A 17,766-nucleotide genomic window follows, 5' to 3' on the forward strand; every position below is an offset into this window, starting at 1 on the left:
ATGACTATGACGTCCGACACGGATATCGCGCTGACCGTTAACCATCTGTCGCTGTGGTATGGCGAGCGCCAGGCGCTGCAGGATATCTCTCTGCAGGTGCCGAAAAACAGGATTACTGCGCTGATTGGCCCGTCGGGCTGTGGCAAGTCGACGCTGCTGCGCTGCTTTAATCGCATGAACGACGTGATTGACCACTGCCGGGTAGAGGGTGAGGTGTTACTGGGATCGCAGGCGATCCTGCGCCCCGAACAGGATCTCTCCGCGCTGCGCCGTCGGGTTGGCATGGTGTTTCAGCGGCCTAATCCTTTTCCAAAATCGATTTATGAAAATGTGGTCTACGGGCTGCGTTTACAGGGTGTGCGCGATCGGCGGGTACTGAACGAAGCCTGTGAGCGTGCGCTGCGCGCAGCCGCGCTGTGGAGTGAGGTGAAAGACCAGCTGTCACAGAATGCGCTGACGCTCTCCACCGGACAGCAGCAGCGGCTGGTGATTGCCCGCGCCATCGCGATTGAGCCGGAAGTGCTGCTGCTGGATGAGCCGACTTCCGCGCTGGATCCGATTTCTACACTGGTGATTGAAGAGTTGATGACCACACTGAAGCAGCATTTCACGCTGGTGCTGGTGACGCACAACATGCAGCAGGCGTCGCGCGTGTCAGATTACACCGCGTTTATGCATCAGGGCGCGTTAGTGGAGTTTGATGAGACCGACCGGATTTTCACCGCGCCGAAGCAGCGACGGACCGAAGATTACATTACGGGGCGTTACGGCTGAGCCAGCAACGGGAGCAGAGCAGGTTTTTGTGTCAGACGGCTCATAGGCTTAAAGCGATGGGAGCCTATGCCCGTAGCAAAGCATCGCGGGCCATGGACAAAAACGCCGGGTGCGTTTTTGAACAACGCAAAACGTTGGGCCGGCTTCGGGCGCACCTCAGGGATGAGGTGCGTAATCGCCCGTGCTGAGCTGCCATGGATGGCATTTTTTGCGTCTTTACGGAGGGCATAGGCTTCCTGAGCCTTTACTCTGCCAGTACTTCATAAGAAGCCCTGGCTTCCAGTGCATCAATCGTTAGCATAACCCTGCGGCGGCAGCGGTTCGCCATCCAGCCAGGCCTTGCCGTCACGCATCGCCAGACGACCCTCAACAAACCAGCCGATTACCATCGGATAGATGGCATGCTCCTGATGCTGCACCCGCTCCGTAATCTCCGCTTCGCTATCGCCGGGAAAAACCGGGACTTTTGCCTGCAGGATCACCGGACCGCCATCCAGCTCGTCAGTGACGAAATGCACGGAGGTGCCATGTTCGCTGTCGCCGTTTTCCAGTGCCTGACGGTGCGTATGCAGACCCGGATATTTCGGCAGCAGGGAAGGGTGGATATTCAGCAGTCGATCGTGAAAATGCGCCACGAATGCGCTGCTGAGAATGCGCATATAACCCGCCAGCACAATCAGATCCGGACGGTAGGCTTCGATTTCAGCGATGAGTTGACGATCAAAAGCTTCGCGGTCAGCAAAGTCGCTGGCGGCAAGCGCGTGGGCGGGGATCCCCGCCTCCTGCGCCCGCGTCAGGCCATAAGCGGCGGCACGGTTGCTGAACACGGCAGCGACACTGCCGTGAATCCGCCCGCTCTCACAGGCGTCAAGGATGGACTGAAGGTTACTTCCGTTACCGGAAATCAGTACAACCAGCTTCTTCATCCGTTGATGACCACACGCTCTTCTGCATCAGACGCTTTAATCACGCCGAGCTTCCAGGCTTTCTCGCCCGCGGCCTGCATTAGCGCAATCGCGTTGTCCGCGTCTGTCGGGCTCAGTGCGATGATCATGCCGACGCCGCAGTTAAAGGTGCGGTACATCTCGAAGCGGCTGACGTTGCCCGCCTGCTGTAACCAGCTGAAGACCGCCGGCCACTGCCAGCTCTTCTCGTCGATCACGGCCTGGGTGTTGTCGGGCAGCACGCGCGGAATATTCTCCCAGAAGCCACCGCCGGTCAGGTGCGCGATAGCGTGCACATCGACCTGCTCAATCAGGCTCAGGATATTTTTCACGTAGATGCGGGTCGGTTCCAGCAGATGATCGGCCAGCGGTTTACCTTCCAGCTGTTCAGCCAGCGGATCGGTATTGCTGACTTCCAGAATCTTACGCACCAGCGAATAGCCGTTAGAGTGCGGGCCGCTGGAGCCGAGGGCGATCAGCACGTCGCCATCCTGCACCTTACTGCCATCGATAATTTCTGCCTTTTCCACCACGCCGACACAGAAACCGGCCACGTCGTAATCTTCGCCGTGATACATGCCTGGCATCTCAGCGGTTTCACCGCCTACCAGCGCACAACCCGACTGCAGACACCCTTCGGCGATGCCGGTGATCACCGCAGAGGCGGTATCCACATCCAGTTTGCCAGTGGCGTAGTAGTCGAGAAAGAAGAGCGGCTCGGCGCCCTGAACCACCAGGTCGTTGACGCACATCGCGACCAGGTCAACGCCAATGGCATCGTGACGTTTAAGATCCATCGCCAGACGCAGCTTGGTACCAACGCCATCGGTGCCGGAGACCAGCACGGGTTCACGGTATTTTTGCGGCAGCGCGCAAAGCGCACCAAAACCGCCCAGTCCACCCATCACTTCCGGGCGACGCGTCTTTTTCACTACGCCTTTAATACGGTCAACCAGAGCGTTACCAGCATCAATATCAACACCGGCGTCTTTGTAACTGAGAGAGGTTTTGTCGGTCACTGCGAGGTCCCCACGCGAGTTGCGGTTGGTGGTTTAAAATAAAGCGCGGCAATTCTATCAGTGCAGGCAAACGTTTGCGAGTCCGGCATTGCGCATCAGGCGATTTTCATTAATCCTCTATTTGTCCCGGTAAAACCCGTGGCTTTGCGCAAGAGCAGGTGGCGCAGCGCGCAAAAGGCGGTATAATCCCGCGATTTTTTTTTAGCTCAACTCATTCCGGGAGAACACCAATGAAGATCGTGGAAGTCAGACACCCGCTGGTCAAACATAAACTGGGCCTGATGCGTGAGCATGATATCAGTACAAAGCGTTTTCGCGAGCTGGCCTCTGAAGTGGGCAGCCTGCTGACCTACGAAGCGACCGCCGATCTGGAAACAGAGCGCGTCACCATTGAGGGCTGGAACGGCCCGGTAGAGATCGATCAGATTAAAGGCAAAAAAATCACGGTGGTTCCGATCCTGCGTGCCGGCCTGGGCATGATGGAAGGGGTGCTTGAACACGTTCCCAGCGCCCGTATCAGCGTGGTGGGTGTTTACCGTGATGAAGAGACGCTGGAGCCGGTTCCTTATTTCCAGAAGCTGGTCTCTAACATTGAAGAGCGCCTGGCGCTGGTGGTCGACCCGATGCTGGCGACCGGTGGCTCTATGATCGCCACCATCGACCTGCTGAAGAAAGCGGGCTGCACCAGCATCAAAGTGCTGGTTCTGGTTGCCGCACCAGAGGGGATTGCCGCCCTGGAGAAAGCGCATCCTGACGTCGAGCTTTACACCGCGTCAGTGGATCAGGGACTGAACGAAAAGGGTTACATCATTCCCGGGCTCGGCGATGCCGGGGACAAGATTTTCGGAACCAAATAAATCGCACAGCCGACCAGAGAGTCGGCTTTTTTTTGGCAAAAAAACTCCCCGAATGAATTCGGTCTGCCGCAAGGCGCATCGGCATCACTGCTGCTGTGCCAGAGGCGCGAAACCCCGGGGATAAAAAACATAAGGGGATAAATGATGACTCGTCGCGCCATTGGCGTCAGTGAACGGCCGCCGTTACTGCAAACCATTCCACTCAGCCTGCAACACCTGTTTGCCATGTTTGGTGCCACGGTACTGGTGCCGATTCTGTTCCACATTAACCCGGCGACGGTGCTGTTGTTTAACGGCGTCGGCACACTGATTTATCTCTTTATCTGTAAAGGCAAAATTCCCGCCTATCTTGGTTCCAGTTTTGCCTTTATCTCGCCGGTGCTGCTGCTGTTGCCACTGGGTTATGAGGTCGCGCTGGGCGGATTTATCCTGTGCGGCGTGCTGTTCTGTCTCGTGGCGCTGATTGTGAAACGCGCGGGTACCGGCTGGCTCGACGTGATGTTCCCCCCGGCGGCCATGGGCGCGATTGTGGCCGTCATTGGTCTGGAGCTGGCGGGTGTCGCCGCCAATATGGCTGGCCTGCTGCCCGCTGAAGGCAGTGCGCCCGACAGCAAAACCGTGCTGATTTCGCTGGTCACGCTGGCGGTAACGGTATTCGGTTCAGTGCTGTTCCGCGGTTTCCTGGCGATCATCCCGATTCTGGTCGGCGTCGTGGCAGGGTATCTGCTCTCTGCCTTTATGGGCATCGTTGACTGGAGTGGCGTGATCAAAGCCCCCTGGTTTGCCCTGCCAACCTTCTATACACCGCGCTTTGAGTGGGTGGCGATGCTGACGATTCTGCCCGCGGCGCTGGTCGTGATTGCCGAGCATATCGGTCATCTGGTGGTCACCGCCAACATCGTGAAGAAAGATTTGATTCGCGACCCTGGCCTGCATCGTTCGATGTTCGCCAACGGCTTATCCACCGTTATTTCAGGCTTCTTTGGTTCGACGCCAAATACCACCTACGGTGAAAACATCGGGGTGATGGCGATTACCCGCGTCTATAGCACCTGGGTGATTGGCGGCGCGGCGATTCTGGCGATTCTGCTCTCCTGCGTTGGCAAACTGGCGGCGGTGATCCAGGCGATCCCGGTTCCGGTCATGGGCGGCGTGTCGCTGCTGCTCTATGGCGTGATTGGCGCATCCGGTATCCGCGTGTTGATCGAATCCAAAGTCGATTACAACAAAGCGCAGAACCTGATCCTGACCTCGGTGATCCTGATCATCGGCGTCAGCGGAGCGAAGGTGCATATCGGCGCAGCAGAGCTAAAAGGCATGGCACTGGCGACGATCGTGGGTGTCGGCCTGGCGCTGATCTTCCGTGTGATCTCGCTGTTACGTCCGGAAGAAGTGGTGCTGGAGGCTGAGGAACCACGCGAGCATTGATCGCAGCGCGCCTGACAGGATCGGGGCAGGGACGCCCCATTCATCTCTTTCTGAAAACTGTGTTAGACTTCCCCCGATTTTTTGCTTGTTCTCTTGCTGAGGTGCTTCTGAACACGCCGGCACAATTGTCATTGCCACTCTATTTACCCGACGATGAAACCTTTTCCAGCTTCTGGCCGGGGGAAAACCCGTCGCTGATTGCCGCACTCAAAGGCGCTCTCAATCAACAACATGGCAGCTATCTCTACTTCTGGTCACGCGAAGGCGGCGGGCGGAGCCATCTGCTGCACGCCGCGTGCGCTGAAATGTCCGCGCGCAGCGAAGCGGTCGGCTACGTTCCGCTGGATAAACGCACCTGGTTTGTTCCGGACGTACTGGAAGGGATGGAGCAGCTGTCACTGGTCTGCATCGATAACATTGAGTGCATTGCAGGCGAACCGGAGTGGGAGATGGCGATCTTCGATCTCTATAACCGCATTCTGGAAACCGGCAATACGCGCCTGTTTATTACCGGCGATCGTCCGCCACGCCAGCTGAATCTGCAGCTGCCCGATCTCGCCTCGCGGCTGGACTGGGGACAGATCTATCGCCTGCAGCCGCTCTCCGACGAAGACAAACTGCAGGCGCTGCAACTGCGTGCCGGGTTACGTGGTTTTGAGCTGCCGGAAGATGTGGGTCGCTTCCTGCTGAAGCGACTGGATCGGGAAATGCGCACGCTGTTTGATACGCTGGATCGGCTTGATCGCGCTTCGATTAGCGCACAGCGTAAGCTCACGATTCCCTTCGTTAAAGAGACGCTCGGCCTTTAAAGAATGTCGAGCACCGCTTCTGGCGGACGTCCAATCCGCGCCTTATCGCCATTGATCACAATCGGTCTTTCAATCAGCACCGGATTTCCCACCAGCGCATTCAGCAGCGCACTTTCGTTTTTGTCGCCGAGTGCCAGCTCGCTGTAGATCGCCTCTTTGGTACGCATCAACTCTCGTGCGCTCTGCATCCCCAGTTTCTGTAGCAGAATTTGCAGCGTCTCGCGATCGGGCGGTGTCTGCAGATAGAGCACCACTTCCGGCTTAATCCCGCGCGCGTTCAGCAGCGCCAGCGTTTCGCGGCTCTTGCTGCAGCGCGGGTTGTGGTAAATCGTCACCATTTCAGACTCTCCTTTTATTTTTGGTATGTCAGCAACGTCGTTTCTCAGCCTTTCTGATATTGCTTAAACCGCTGCTGCAACTGACGAAGCTGATCGATACGGGCATCGTAGCGCGCCTGTTTCAGGCTGCCGAGCGGCACCTGTGCGCTGGCGCTGCCTAACGCGGTGATTGCCTGATCAAGCTGGCCATTCAGCGCCAGGCTCTCTGCCCGTGCCGACAACTCTTCATCATTCAGTCCCTGCTGGGCAGAAGCCTGTGCCAGTAAATCCCAGCCGTTAGGATCATCTTTATTGGCCCAGGTATAGCGGTTCAGAATACGACTGGCACTGGCATACTGCTTCGCTTCAACATAGGCATTCGCCAGGTTGAGCTGCACCACCGGACTGTTTTTGGCACCAGTGGCGGCGGTGAGCAGGGCGATCGCCTGTTGTGGCTGGTTCAGGCCGATGTCGATGTCTGACATGATATCCAGGAACCAGACGTTATTGGGCTGTTTCGCCAGCAGTGGCGTCATAATCCGCTTCGCATCGGCATAGCTCTTCGCCTGTAAAAACTGTATAGCCTTGCCATATTGTGACGCCAGCTGCTCCCGGGCATTACCGCTGGCATACTGACTCAGCAGTTCGTCAGTGAGCTGATTACGCCCGGTGGCGTACATCCCCAGCGCACGCACCTTCGCCAGGTAAAAATCTTCAGTAGACTGAACAACGACGGGGCGCATCTGATTAGCACGGTTGCGGGCATCCGCCAGACGGCTGTCGGGCAGGGGGTGGGTCAGCAGAATTTCAGGTGGCTTCGAGGAGAAGCGGCTCTGATCGGCCAGCTTCTGCAGAAAATTTGGCATCGCCTGGGGATCGAAACCGGCGCGCTGCAGCACCTGAATGCCGATGCGGTCCGCCTCCTGCTCATTGCCCTGCGTAAAGCTGATAATTCCCTGCTGCGTACCCGCCAGGGTGCCGGTCAGCGCTGCCATGCCCGCCTGCGGACTGGCCATCGCCAGCAGAATCGAACCCAGCGCTCCGACCCAGGTCAGCGGCGCATTGCGCTTCTGATCTTCCATGGCACGCGCCAGATGGCGCTGGGTGACATGTGAAATTTCATGCGCCATCACTGATGCCAGCTGACTTTCATTTTCGGTAAAGCGGAACAGCGCCGAATGCAGCACCACGTTGCCACCGAAGAAGGCAAAGGCGTTGAGCTCATCATTCTGGATCAGAAAGAAGTGGAACGGGGTTTTTACGGCGTCGGCGTGCGAGACCAGCCGCTGCCCCAGCTGATTAATGTACTGATTAAGCAGCGGATCGTTGATCAGCGGCGCACTGGCACGCAGCTGGCGCACATAAAAGTCGCCCATCTGCAGTTCCTGATTAATCGACAGGGTCGAACCGGCTGTTGTGCCAATATCGGGAAGTGAATCACTGACATCAGCGTGAGCCGGTGTCAGAGTGGTGAAAATGAGCGTCGGGAGGAGCGCGGCGATTAGCGTTTTCTTTAACCGGTTCAACATGCCTTAATCCTGTAGAGAGGCCCTGAAAATGGACAGGTGCGCAGCGGGAATGTTCCATTTTTCGCAGATAACGGCGGTTTGTGACTATCTTAACCAGAGCATCAAAAGAAAGAAATGTCGTTTTCTGGTCATCGCCTGATGTAATTTGTGCAAAATCGCAGATTTTGACGAAAAAAACTGAACATCCTGCCAACTTAAACCGCAGTTAAACGAGGTAAATCCGGCGAGGTTTTACCGGGATTCTGAGCAGGTAAGTTGCCACTTATCTGTTCATTCCCGTCGCGCTTCGCCGGAATAGAGCAGAATCCGCTGACAGACATCCGGAACAGTAATCGTTCTTTTTTAAAGTTATGTAAATTCAATCAGAAAAACTGAATATGGCACGTGTTTTTCCAGGTCTACTCTGAAAAAATAGCCCAAGCTGGGCCGCAAAATGTCTTTTCGCCATTGATAAATTAAATCGATTCGTCTGCCCCCCTCTTCCTGATTCCAGCTAAGCCTGGATTTTATTTTTTCGCGTCAACTCAACAGGCAGAGATTAAATTCCTGATAGTCAGATCCACTGCTGCTAAGACACTTTTTTCTGCATGATGAAAATCTTCAATTAATTCTCTCTGTGAATAATTTCAGCGGTTATCAATAGCGCGTTGACCTGAATTTACAGAAGCGAGAATTAAACCCGCGCTGTGGTATAGATAGCCGACCGGATTCAGTCCTGAATCTGACAGACATTATTTGCCGGAGAGAAGTGTTATGCGTTCAGTTGTTTCATACGCGTTAATCGCCATTATTGGCGGCGTCGTTGGCGCGGCTGTCACACAGAGTGGCGATATTTACGACAAAGTGACACGTCATTTTGCAACCGAGCCACAGGAAGCCCCTGGATTCTGGAGCACCCCGGCGATTGAAGGTTATGGCAAAATTCATTACGAGCCTGATGCCGCGTTTAAACCGGTAGCGGGCCTGAGCAACAAAATTGTTTTCCAGATTACCCGAAGCGACGGCGCGATGACCGCACCGAATCTGGGACTGGAACGTGTGGCGCGCGTGGTCAATCTCTATATCGCCTCCGGCATTCCGGCGGACCAGCTGAAGTTTGTGGTTTCGGTTACGGGTGACGCGACACCTGCCATGCTGGATAACGCCCATTTCAAACAGTTTTATGGCATCGAAAATCCAAACCTGAAGCTGATTAATGAGCTGAATCAGGCGGGAGTGAAAGTCTCGGTCTGCGATCAGTCCGTGGCATTCCATCACTATCCGAATAACTGGATTGATAAATCAGTCGTCCATGCGCTTTCCAGTCCGACCACGGTATCCACCCTGCAAAACCAGGGGTACGCGTGGCTGGCAATGTAATTGATATTTTAAACGACCGGGAGAAGAGTTAATGCGTCCAGCAGCGTTAGTAGTGATGGCAGCCGTAGCAGGATTTATTGGCGGCAATGTTTTACAGTTGCCGGCATTATTCGATAAGGTCAGCGGCAAAATGGCAGATAATAAATCTGAGCCCGCTGATTTCTGGAGTACGCCTGCGATTGATGGCTACGGCAAAATACATTATGTCGATACGCCGGCATTTAAACCCGGCACCACAGCGGGTCTGAGTAATAAAATTGTTTTCCAGATTAACCATAATGATGGCGATATTCGTAAGCCGAATCTGGGCCTGGAGCGTGTAGCGCGTGTCACCAACCTCTATTATGCAGCGGGTGTGCCACTCGACCAGCTGAAATTTGTGGTGTCGATCAACGGCGACGCGGTGTCGTCAGCGCTGAATAATGACCAGTTCAGCAAAGCCTACGGCGTGGATAACCCAAACCTGAAGCTGATCAGCGAACTGAAAAAAGCGGGCGTTCAGGTCACGATCTGCGACCAGTCCGTGGCGTTTCATCAGCTTGATCGCAACTGGATCGACCCGATGGTCACCCACACCATCTCCAGCGGCACCACCGTTGCCACCCTGGAAAACAGCGGTTACGCCTTCCTGATGCTTTAATTCTCCAGCAGCGGCGTCACTGCCGCTGTCACCTGCCAGTCAGATTCCTGTGATACGCCTGTCATATAACGCCGCTAGTTTACATCGCAATGAGATCGATCTCATTGACGATAAACGAGGCAGTCATGACCGATTTAATCAGCGTAGCCAGACTGGCAGGGGTTTCCCGCGCAACCGCGGCGCGCGCCTTTTCTGATCCCCATCTGCTCAAACCTGGCACGCTGCAAAAGGTGCTTGCCGCCTCAGAGCAGATGGGCTTTCGCCCGAATCATATTGCCCGTCAGCTCCGTACCCAACACTCCACCACGCTTGGCGTTCTGCTGCCTTCACTGCTCAATCCGGTTTTTGCCCTGCAATTGCAGGCGATGGAGCAGCAGGCCCGGCAGGCTGGGTATGCGCTGCTGGTGGCAACCAGTGATTATCAGCCTGAGCGGGAAGCGGCTATTGTCGAACATATGCTGCACCAGCGTGTCGCCGGTCTGGTACTGACCGTGGCAGACGCCGACCGCAGTGCGCTGCTGACGACGCTGGCGACCGCGAAAATGCCTTTCGTACTGACCCACAATGTGCCGCAACAGCACGACTGGCCCGCACTGTGCGTCGACAATCGTAAAGCGATGACGGAAGCGACCGCCCATCTTATCTCGCTCGGCCACCGCCACATCGTGATGGCCGCTGGCCCGATGCAGCAATCTGACCGTGCGCGTCTGCGCTATCTCGGCTACTGCGAAGCCATGCAGCAGGCGGGTCTGACGCCGCGGGCAATGATTGAGATGCCCAGCCATATCCACTCCGATTTCAAACCGCTGCTGCCGCTGATGAATGCCCCTTCGCCGCTGACTGCAGTGATTTGCAGTAACGATCTGCTGGCTATCAGCCTGCTGGGGGCTGCTGCGCGTGCCGGTGTCAGCGTACCGAATCAATTGTCAGTTATCGGCTTCGACGGCATTGAGCTGGGTGAACAGCTTTCACCGTCACTGGCCAGCGTGGTTCAGCCGATTGCGCTGATGGGCACGCGCGCCATCGATCTGCTTCTGAATCCGGCCGGTAAGATCCCCTTGCTGGCCCATCATTTACGGCTCGGGGAGAGTATCGCCCCGGCATTTCATGGCTCTTCTTCAGGGAAATATCATGTCACTCACCGTTAATATCAAACAGATCGTCAGTGCTGCGCTGCTGGCTAGTTGCTCGCTAACCAGTTCGTGGGCGCAGGCGGCGGAAAATGCTATCTGCTACAACTGCCCGCCAGAGTGGGCCGACTGGGCCACGCAGCTCCAGGCGATTGAAAAAGCGACCGGCATTCATGTGCCGCAGGATAATAAAAATTCGGGGCAGGCGCTGGCGCAGCTGGTGGCGGAGAAAAACAATCCGGTCGCCGACGTGGTCTATTACGGCGTCAGCTTTGGTATTCAGGCTGTTAGTGCCGACGTGGTCAGCGCTTACAAACCCGCTAACTGGGATCAGATCCCGGCAGGCATGAAGGATCCGAATGGCAGGTGGGTGGCGCTGCACTCCGGCACCGTGGGGTTTATGGTCAATGTTGATGCGCTGGGTGGCGTGCCGGTGCCGCGTTCCTGGGATGATCTGCTGAAGCCGGAATATAAAGGTATGGTGGGATATCTGGATCCGGCCAGTGCTTTTGTGGGCTACGTCGCGGCCGTGGCAGTCAATCAGGCCAAAGGCGGCAGCCTGCATGACTTCACCCCGGCGATTAACTGGTTTAAGGCGCTGCAGCGCAACCAGCCGATTGTGCCTAAGCAGACCGCCTATGCGCGACTGATTTCAGGCGAAATCCCGATTCTGATCGATTATGACTTCAACGCCTATCGCGCCCGCTACAAAGATCACGCCAACGTCGGGTTTGTCATCCCGAGCGAGGGAACGGTTACGGTGCCGTACGTTATCAGCCTGGTGAAGAACGCGCCGCATCCGGCAAACGGTAAGAAAGTGATTGATTTCGTGCTGTCAGATGCCGGTCAGGCGATCTGGGCCAATGCCTGGCTGCGTCCGGTGCGGGCTGGGGCGATGTCAGCCGAGGCGAAGAAATATTTCCTGCCTGACAGCGATTATGCGCGTGCCCATACGGTCGATTATCAGCAGATGGCCGATGCGCAGAAAGGCTTCTCCGCCCGCTATCTGAGCGAGATCCGCTGATGTCACTCTCAGAAATCAATCCGTTTGCTGCTGGCGACTCAGTTCGCCACCGCCTTCGGCCGCTGGGGGCAAACTGGCCGTGGATGCTGCTGCCTGCGCTGCTGTTCTTTACTGCCTTCTGGCTATTGCCGTTTGCTCGTCTGTTACAGATCGGTATGACGGAGGATCGCACGACTCACCACAGCGGCTACTGGACGGTAATCAGCCAGCCGCAGTATCTGCAAAGCCTGCTGAATACCGTGCTGCTCTCGGCGGCGGTTACACTGGTGACGCTGCTGATTGCTGCGGTGGTGGGCTGCTTTCTGGCGCGGCAGCGCTTTACCGGGCGCGGCATGCTGCTGGCGCTGCTGACCTTTCCGCTGGCCTTTCCGGGCGTGGTGGTGGGATTTCTGATGGTGATGCTGGCGGGGCGTCAGGGTGTTCTGGCGCAACTCAGTCTCAGCCTGTTTCATGAGCGCTGGGTTTTCGCCTATTCGCTCAGTGGCTTATTTATTGGCTATCTCTATTTTTCGCTGCCGCGCGCCATCGTGACGCTGGTGGCGGCCAGTGAAAAGCTGGACCGTTCACTGGAAGAGGCCGCCCGTTCGCTGGGGGCCAGCCAGTGGCGCATCATCGTCGACGTCATCATGCCGGGGCTGAAACCGGCGCTGCTCTCCTGTGGCGCGCTCTGTTTCGCCACCAGCATGGGGGCGTTTGGTACCGCATTTACCCTGGGCACAGAGCTGGCGGTGCTGCCGCTGACTATTTACGGCGAGTTCACCAATTACGCCAACTTTGCCACCGCAGCGGCGCTCTCGGTGGTGATGGGCGCGGTGGCCTGGCTGGCGCTGATGCTGGCTAATGGGCTTGCCCGTCGCATGGAGCGTTCATCATGAAGCGCCGGGGTCTGTTCTGGCTGCAGGTGGCGATCACCAGCCTCACCGCGCTGTTTATGATCGTGCCGATCGTGCTCTCAATGCTGGCGGGCGTCACGCAGAACTATTTCGCGGGTCTGCGCAGCGGCCTGACGCTGAAGTGGGTGGAACAGGTGTGGCAGATGTATGCCGACACCTTCTGGCTGTCGCTGCTGATTGCGCTGAGCTGTCTGGCGGTGACGGTCATCGTGGGTGTACCCGCCGCCTGGGGCTTACTGAAGTCACCGTCGCGCTGGGCCTCACGCATCGAAGAGTGTCTGATGCTGCCGGTCGCGTTGCCGGGCCTTGCTACCGCGCTGGGGATCATTCTGCTTTATGGTCAGTTCAGCGCGTTGCGCGACAGCTGGCTCTTCATCCTGATCGGCCATGTGCTCTTTACACTGCCCTTTATGATCCGACCGGTGCTGTCGGTAATGCAGGCGATTGATCTGCCGCGTCTGGAAGAGGCCGCCGCCAGCCTGGGGGCGGGTTTCTGGCGTCGCTTTTTTACCGTGGTCGTCCCGAACTGTCGCAACGGCATTCTGGCGGGCGCGTTTATGGTGATCACGCTGTCGGTAGGGGAGTTCAATATCACATGGATGCTGCACACGCCCCTGACCAAAACCCTGCCGGTCGGGCTGGCCGACAGCTACACCTCGATGCGGCTGGAAGTTGGATCCGCCTACACCCTGATTTTTATCATGATGATTTTACCGCTGCTGCTGTTGCTCAACGCCTGTAATCACTGGCTGGAACGGCAATCAGCGCGGCAGCAGAGAGAGGAAACCTTATGAAAGAGGCTATCAACGTGACGCTGCGCCACTGCTCGCGTCGCTTCAATCAGCAGGTCGCGCTGCATCCGCTCGATTTGCGGGTTCACGCCGGTGAAACGCTGGTGCTGCTGGGGCCGTCGGGCTGCGGTAAAACCACGCTGCTGCGTATCATCAGCGGTCTGGAAAGCAGCGATCCACCGGGTGAGATCTGGTTTGATAAGCGTAACGTCACCGCGCTACCGATTGAGAAACGCAATGTCGGCATGGTGTTCCAGAACTACGCGCTGTTCCCGACGCTCAACGTGGCGCAGAACGTCGCCTATGGCCTGAAGGTGCAGGGCGTGCCGCGTGCTGAGCGTGAGGCGCGGGTGGCAGAGATGCTGGCGCTGGTTGATCTGACCCCTCTGGCACATCGCGCGATTGATAAGTTGTCCGGCGGGCAGAAGCAGCGTGTGGCCCTGGCTCGCGCGCTGGCCGCCCGGCCTAAAGTGCTGCTGTTTGATGAGCCGCTGGCGGCGCTTGATGCCAGGCTACGCGATCGACTGCGGCTGGAGATCGGTGCGCTGCTCAAACGGCTGGCGATCACCGCCGTTTACGTCACGCACGATCAGCAGGAGGCGATGGCGCTGGGCGATCGCATCGCGGTGATGGAGCAGGGCCGCCTGGTGCAGCTCGATACGCCGCAGGGCATTTATCAGCGCCCGGCTTCGCGCTTTGTGGCCGATTTTGTGGGGGCCATTAACTGCATTGCGCACGATCCCACGGGTCAGCCCCTGCGTTTTTGCCGCCCGGAAGATGTACTGCTGGCCGACGACACGCGTTATCCGCAGCGCGGCGTAGTGGTGGGCAGCACGTTTCTCGGCGCTTCGCAGCGCTTACTGATCGATATCGGGCTGGATAGCCCCATTCAGGTAGAACGTCATGCGCGCGAAATCTGGCTGGCCGGGCAGCGCATCAGCTGGTCGCTGACCAGTCAGGCCGCGCTGGAATTCAGTTGCTAAGGAGTCTGTTGTGTCAGTTCAACCCACAGTGATCGCCCAAATCAGCGATCTGCATATCAAGGCCAATGGCCGCCTCTCGTACAAACAGGTCGATACCCATGCGGCATTGTTGCAGGTGATCGACACCCTTAATGCGCTGCAGCCGCGGCCAGATGTGGTGGTGATGACCGGCGACCTGGTCGATTTTGGCAGGCCTGAAGAGTACCAGACACTGCGGGAAGCTTTGCAACGCCTGCGATTGCCATTTTACCTGATGGCGGGCAATCACGACGACCGCGAGGCGCTGCGTGCTGCTTTCCCGGATCACACCTATCTGCAGGCGGGACCCACCCTGAACTGGCAGCTTTGCGTCGGCGGCGTCAGGCTGCTGGCGCTGGACTCCAGCGTGCCGCAACAGCCATGGGGTGAGCTGGACGAACACCAGTTGCAATGGCTGGATCAGGCACTGAGCGCGGCTGCCGAACAGCCCACGCTGGTGATGCTGCATCATCCTCCTTTTGCCTGCGGCATTGCCCATATGGACCGGCAACGGTTACGTCATCCGGAGGCCCTTGAGGCGATCATTGCCCGCCATCCGCAGGTTGAGCGGGTGTTATGCGGTCATCTGCATCGCAGTCTGCAGACCCGCTTTGCCGGCACGCTGGCCTGTGTTGCGCCGGGCGTATCGCATCAGGTGGCGCTGGATCTGCATCCCAGAGGGCCGGCTCACTTTATTCTGGAGCCGCCCGGCTTTTTGCTTCATTGCTGGCAACCCGGCCAGGGACTGGTCACGCATCAGTGTGCGATTGGCCGCTTTTCGGGACCCTGGCCTTTTTACGATAGTCAGGGATTAATCGATTAGTGCCAGTCAAACCTGGATTCTCAGGCGTGAAATTTGTCTTAATGCTGCTCAAAAATGCCGACACCGTGTAGACTTAAACCCGGATATCAGGGCTTCTGGCACACATTAAAAAAATAATCAGGCATTGACGACATGACATTTATCTCCAGGGCGGCGACGCCATGCTAAAGCTCTTTCGGCCCAAGGCCGATTTGCGCAATCTGATCGCCCTGCTGGTGATTGTCAGCATTGTTATCACGCTCGCGAATACGCTTTATGCCACCTGGCGGGTTCAGCGCCAGGTGCTGATTGACACCACGCTTGAGGCCAACCGGGCCTATGCCGCCAAGCTGGCCTCAACCAGTGAGATTTTCTTTCAGCTGGCGCAGTCACAGCTGCACTACAGCGCAAATCAGCTCAGCCGCGACTTTAATAATGAGGCGCTGCTGGAAAGCGAAGTCAGCCGCCTGCGCGAGCAGACCAGCAGTTTCAACTCAGTGGCGATAGTGGATGCGCAGGGCGTGATCAAAGCGATTTCGCCTGAGTCGTTGCCCCTGAAAGGCATGCACCTGACCAGCGACGCCTCACGGGAAGCGCTGACCCTGCGCCAGCCAGGCATCAGTAAACCCACCCTTTCTGCCGCCAACAATTTGCTGGTGTTTGTCTCCTGGCCTGTCTGGAGTGCCGATGGCGACTATCTGGGCTACATCGGCGGCACCATCTATCTGAAGAAAAAAAGCATTCTGAATGCGCTGCTGGGTGAGCAGTTTTACCGGGATGGCACTACGGTCTATGTGCTCGACAGCAATAATGAAGTGTTGTATCACCCGAACCGGCAACTGGTGGGTAAAACGCTGCCGGCCATCGTCAGTCCACGCGATGAGCAGACCAATGGCTCGCTGATGCTTGCCGGTCCGGGTGAGTCAGCTCAGCTGGCGGGCTTTGCGATCGTGCCGACTACCGGCTGGACGGTGGTGGCGCTCAAGCCGATTAACGTCACGCTGGATCCGCTGTCGGGCCTGTTAATAAAAGTCCTGACAAACTCGGTGCCGTTTGCGCTGCTGACTCTGCTGGTAGCCGTGGTTCTGGCGCGGCTGATAGCCCGACCACTCTTCCAGCTGGCCCGCAAAGCCAGCCGGATGGATGCGCAGGGGGTATCAAAAGAGATTGGTGGCATCACCGCCTGGTATTTTGAGGCGGCTCAGGTCAAACGTGCACTGCTCACTGGTATTAGTCTGGTGCAGGACAAGATTGGCCGTCTTAGCTCGGAAGCGCAGACCGATCCGCTGACCCAGTTGCTCAATCGCCGTGGTCTGAACGCGGTGCTGGAGTATTACCGTACGTTGCGCCAGCCTTTCTCGGTGCTGGCTCTGGATATCGACCACTTCAAAAACGTCAACGACAGCTGGGGTCATGATGTCGGTGACCGGGTGATTCAACAGGTGGCGAGCACGCTGCGTGCCAGCGCCCGTCAGTCTGATGTGGTGTGTCGCAACGGCGGAGAGGAGTTTCTGATGCTGCTGCCGGGCACGGCCCTGGATGAGGCACAGATCATCGCAGAGCGCGTACGGCTGGGTATTGCCGAAGCCTGGCTTACGGATGTAGGACGAATTACCTTGTCTATTGGCGTTGCGGCATGGAATGGCACCCAGGATACCGGGCTGGAAACGAGTCTGAAACAGGCGGATGCGGCGCTCTACGCGGCGAAAAATGCCGGGCGAAACTGCGTTATCGTAGCCGCAGCTTAATCACACAAATAGCGGATATTTTTTTACGGCAGGGAAGCGTGAAAGGAAAGAAGATAAGCAGGGCGCGGTGGTCGGGCTACCGCGCCCCTCAACATCAGGCTGACTTAACGTAATCCAGCACCATGTCGTGGTGATTCGAGGTCTTAAAGTTATCAAACACTTTCTCAATCCTGCCTTCAGCGTCAATCAGGAAGCTGATGCGATGAATGCCGTCATAGGTTTTCCCCATAAAGGTTTTTTCACCCCAGACGCCAAACGCCTGGCAGACTTCATGATTTTCATCTGACAGCAGTGTGAAGTTCAGCAGCTCTTTTTCGACAAACTTTGACAGTTTTTCCGGTTTGTCAGTGCTGATACCCAGGACTTCCACGCCCGCTTTTTTCAACTCATCCATGTTGTCACGCAGACCGCACGCCTGCACGGTACAGCCTGGCGTCATCGCTTTCGGGTAGAAGTACACCAGAACGCGCTGTCCCTGGAAGTCGGTCAGATTCACGTGTTCGCCGTCCTGGTCGGGCAGGCTAAATGCAGGTGCAGTATCTCCGGCTTTCAGTGGATTCATCACATCTCTCCATTTTCTTATTCAGGCTGTGGGTAATACACCATCCGGGCCGAAACGACCAGAGGGAACATTACCATCAGGGGGTATTTCACCACATAGCCGATCACGCGTCAGGCATGTGGAGAAATAGCTCCGGTTT

At 57.0% G+C, this 17,766-nt stretch carries 18 protein-coding genes; 13 read left to right on the forward strand and 5 right to left on the reverse strand.

The features are described from left to right. Window positions 1-6 precede the first annotated feature (6 nt). Window positions 7-774, forward strand: coding sequence for a phosphate ABC transporter ATP-binding protein PstB (gene pstB / locus N1689_RS17230; RefSeq protein ID WP_161734312.1), 768 nt, complete (start codon window positions 7-9; stop codon window positions 772-774). Window positions 775-1,061: 287 nt separating this feature from the next. Here the strand turns inward: pstB and purN are convergent, their stop codons facing one another. Together purN and purM are read right to left on the reverse strand one after the other, a co-directional pair. Beyond that, the gene (purN, locus tag N1689_RS17235) at window positions 1,062-1,700 is read right to left on the reverse strand and encodes a phosphoribosylglycinamide formyltransferase (RefSeq protein WP_222925138.1); all 639 of its coding nucleotides are present in this window, start codon (window positions 1,698-1,700) and stop codon (window positions 1,062-1,064) included. Further along, the gene (gene purM / locus N1689_RS17240) at window positions 1,697-2,737 is read right to left on the reverse strand and encodes a phosphoribosylformylglycinamidine cyclo-ligase (RefSeq protein WP_161734308.1); all 1,041 of its coding nucleotides are present in this window, start codon (window positions 2,735-2,737) and stop codon (window positions 1,697-1,699) included. The genes purN and purM overlap by 4 nt, the downstream gene beginning before the upstream one ends. Before the next feature lie 230 nt (window positions 2,738-2,967). Here purM and upp point away from each other — a divergent pair, with 230 nt between their 5' ends. From upp to hda, 3 genes are all read left to right on the forward strand, one after another. Further along, complete coding sequence (gene upp / locus N1689_RS17245) at window positions 2,968-3,594, forward strand: uracil phosphoribosyltransferase (protein ID WP_009088774.1); 627 nt, start codon at window positions 2,968-2,970, stop codon at window positions 3,592-3,594. Window positions 3,595-3,738: 144 nt separating this feature from the next. After that, window positions 3,739-5,022 (forward strand): uracil permease, encoded by a 1,284-nt coding sequence (gene uraA, locus N1689_RS17250; protein WP_161734378.1) that lies wholly within the window; start codon window positions 3,739-3,741, stop codon window positions 5,020-5,022. A 101-nt stretch (window positions 5,023-5,123) separates the two neighbouring features. Continuing rightward, the gene (hda, locus tag N1689_RS17255) at window positions 5,124-5,831 is read left to right on the forward strand and encodes a DnaA inactivator Hda (protein WP_033743385.1); all 708 of its coding nucleotides are present in this window, start codon (window positions 5,124-5,126) and stop codon (window positions 5,829-5,831) included. Here the strand turns inward: hda and arsC are convergent. Both arsC and N1689_RS17265 read right to left on the reverse strand, forming a co-directional pair. Further along, a complete protein-coding gene (arsC, locus tag N1689_RS17260; RefSeq protein WP_260059553.1) occupies window positions 5,828-6,169 on the reverse strand; it encodes an arsenate reductase (glutaredoxin) in 342 nt (113 codons plus the stop codon). The genes hda and arsC overlap by 4 nt on opposite strands. Before the next feature lie 44 nt (window positions 6,170-6,213). After that, on the reverse strand, window positions 6,214-7,677 hold the full coding sequence (locus N1689_RS17265; RefSeq protein ID WP_150012547.1) for a M48 family metallopeptidase: 1,464 nt from the start codon (window positions 7,675-7,677) through the stop codon (window positions 6,214-6,216). Between the two features lie 753 nt (window positions 7,678-8,430). On the opposite strand from N1689_RS17265, the gene N1689_RS17270 reads away from it, so the two are divergent. The 9 genes from N1689_RS17270 (at window position 8,431) to N1689_RS17310 (ending at window position 17,065) form a co-directional block, all read left to right on the forward strand. Then, a complete protein-coding gene (locus tag N1689_RS17270) occupies window positions 8,431-9,036 on the forward strand; it encodes a DsrE family protein (RefSeq protein ID WP_222925141.1) in 606 nt (201 codons plus the stop codon). A 31-nt stretch (window positions 9,037-9,067) separates the two neighbouring features. Beyond that, the gene (locus N1689_RS17275; RefSeq protein WP_260059556.1) at window positions 9,068-9,676 is read left to right on the forward strand and encodes a DsrE family protein; all 609 of its coding nucleotides are present in this window, start codon (window positions 9,068-9,070) and stop codon (window positions 9,674-9,676) included. Between the two features lie 125 nt (window positions 9,677-9,801). Then, window positions 9,802-10,824, forward strand: coding sequence for a LacI family DNA-binding transcriptional regulator (locus tag N1689_RS17280; RefSeq protein WP_260059557.1), 1,023 nt, complete (start codon window positions 9,802-9,804; stop codon window positions 10,822-10,824). Next, window positions 10,808-11,830 (forward strand): ABC transporter substrate-binding protein, encoded by a 1,023-nt coding sequence (locus N1689_RS17285; protein WP_253419615.1) that lies wholly within the window; start codon window positions 10,808-10,810, stop codon window positions 11,828-11,830. The genes N1689_RS17280 and N1689_RS17285 overlap by 17 nt, the downstream gene beginning before the upstream one ends. Next, window positions 11,830-12,705: an ABC transporter permease gene (locus N1689_RS17290; protein WP_260059558.1), complete on the forward strand. Its 876-nt coding sequence runs from the start codon at window positions 11,830-11,832 to the stop codon at window positions 12,703-12,705. The genes N1689_RS17285 and N1689_RS17290 overlap by 1 nt, the downstream gene beginning before the upstream one ends. Beyond that, window positions 12,702-13,517 (forward strand): ABC transporter permease, encoded by an 816-nt coding sequence (locus tag N1689_RS17295; RefSeq protein ID WP_260059559.1) that lies wholly within the window; start codon window positions 12,702-12,704, stop codon window positions 13,515-13,517. Before N1689_RS17290 ends, N1689_RS17295 begins: the two co-directional genes overlap by 4 nt. Continuing rightward, complete coding sequence (locus N1689_RS17300) at window positions 13,514-14,497, forward strand: ABC transporter ATP-binding protein (protein WP_260059560.1); 984 nt, start codon at window positions 13,514-13,516, stop codon at window positions 14,495-14,497. The genes N1689_RS17295 and N1689_RS17300 overlap by 4 nt, the downstream gene beginning before the upstream one ends. A 10-nt stretch (window positions 14,498-14,507) precedes the next feature. Further along, a complete protein-coding gene (locus N1689_RS17305; RefSeq protein WP_260059561.1) occupies window positions 14,508-15,338 on the forward strand; it encodes a phosphodiesterase in 831 nt (276 codons plus the stop codon). Window positions 15,339-15,499: 161 nt separating this feature from the next. Continuing rightward, a complete protein-coding gene (locus tag N1689_RS17310; RefSeq protein ID WP_161736411.1) occupies window positions 15,500-17,065 on the forward strand; it encodes a sensor domain-containing diguanylate cyclase in 1,566 nt (521 codons plus the stop codon). A 94-nt stretch (window positions 17,066-17,159) separates the two neighbouring features. On the opposite strand, the gene bcp is transcribed toward N1689_RS17310, so the two are convergent. Next, a complete protein-coding gene (bcp, locus tag N1689_RS17315; RefSeq protein ID WP_010260016.1) occupies window positions 17,160-17,627 on the reverse strand; it encodes a thioredoxin-dependent thiol peroxidase in 468 nt (155 codons plus the stop codon). Window positions 17,628-17,766 lie beyond the last annotated feature (139 nt).

Origin of the sequence: Pantoea sp. XY16, assembly GCF_025153065.1 — a bacterium.
In the GTDB taxonomy this organism is placed as follows: domain Bacteria; phylum Pseudomonadota; class Gammaproteobacteria; order Enterobacterales; family Enterobacteriaceae; genus Pantoea; species Pantoea alfalfae.

Bases quoted from the DNA above. Each gene is read 5' to 3' on its own strand.
- N1689_RS17295 (WP_260059559.1), top strand. From the start codon at position 12,702: ATGAAGCGCCGGGGTCTGTTCTGGCTGCAGGTGGCGATCACCAGCCTC.
- N1689_RS17285 (WP_253419615.1), top strand. From the start codon at position 10,808: ATGTCACTCACCGTTAATATCAAACAGATCGTCAGTGCTGCGCTGCTG.
- N1689_RS17310 (WP_161736411.1), top strand. From the start codon at position 15,500: ATGCTAAAGCTCTTTCGGCCCAAGGCCGATTTGCGCAATCTGATCGCC.
- N1689_RS17300 (WP_260059560.1), top strand. From the start codon at position 13,514: ATGAAAGAGGCTATCAACGTGACGCTGCGCCACTGCTCGCGTCGCTTC.
- N1689_RS17275 (WP_260059556.1), top strand. From the start codon at position 9,068: ATGCGTCCAGCAGCGTTAGTAGTGATGGCAGCCGTAGCAGGATTTATT.
- uraA (WP_161734378.1), top strand. From the start codon at position 3,739: ATGACTCGTCGCGCCATTGGCGTCAGTGAACGGCCGCCGTTACTGCAA.
- pstB (WP_161734312.1), top strand. From the start codon at position 7: ATGACGTCCGACACGGATATCGCGCTGACCGTTAACCATCTGTCGCTG.
- bcp (WP_010260016.1), bottom strand. From the start codon at position 17,627: ATGAATCCACTGAAAGCCGGAGATACTGCACCTGCATTTAGCCTGCCC.
- arsC (WP_260059553.1), bottom strand. From the start codon at position 6,169: ATGGTGACGATTTACCACAACCCGCGCTGCAGCAAGAGCCGCGAAACG.
- upp (WP_009088774.1), top strand. From the start codon at position 2,968: ATGAAGATCGTGGAAGTCAGACACCCGCTGGTCAAACATAAACTGGGC.
- N1689_RS17270 (WP_222925141.1), top strand. From the start codon at position 8,431: ATGCGTTCAGTTGTTTCATACGCGTTAATCGCCATTATTGGCGGCGTC.
- N1689_RS17290 (WP_260059558.1), top strand. From the start codon at position 11,830: ATGTCACTCTCAGAAATCAATCCGTTTGCTGCTGGCGACTCAGTTCGC.
- purN (WP_222925138.1), bottom strand. From the start codon at position 1,700: ATGAAGAAGCTGGTTGTACTGATTTCCGGTAACGGAAGTAACCTTCAG.
- N1689_RS17280 (WP_260059557.1), top strand. From the start codon at position 9,802: ATGACCGATTTAATCAGCGTAGCCAGACTGGCAGGGGTTTCCCGCGCA.
- N1689_RS17265 (WP_150012547.1), bottom strand. From the start codon at position 7,677: ATGTTGAACCGGTTAAAGAAAACGCTAATCGCCGCGCTCCTCCCGACG.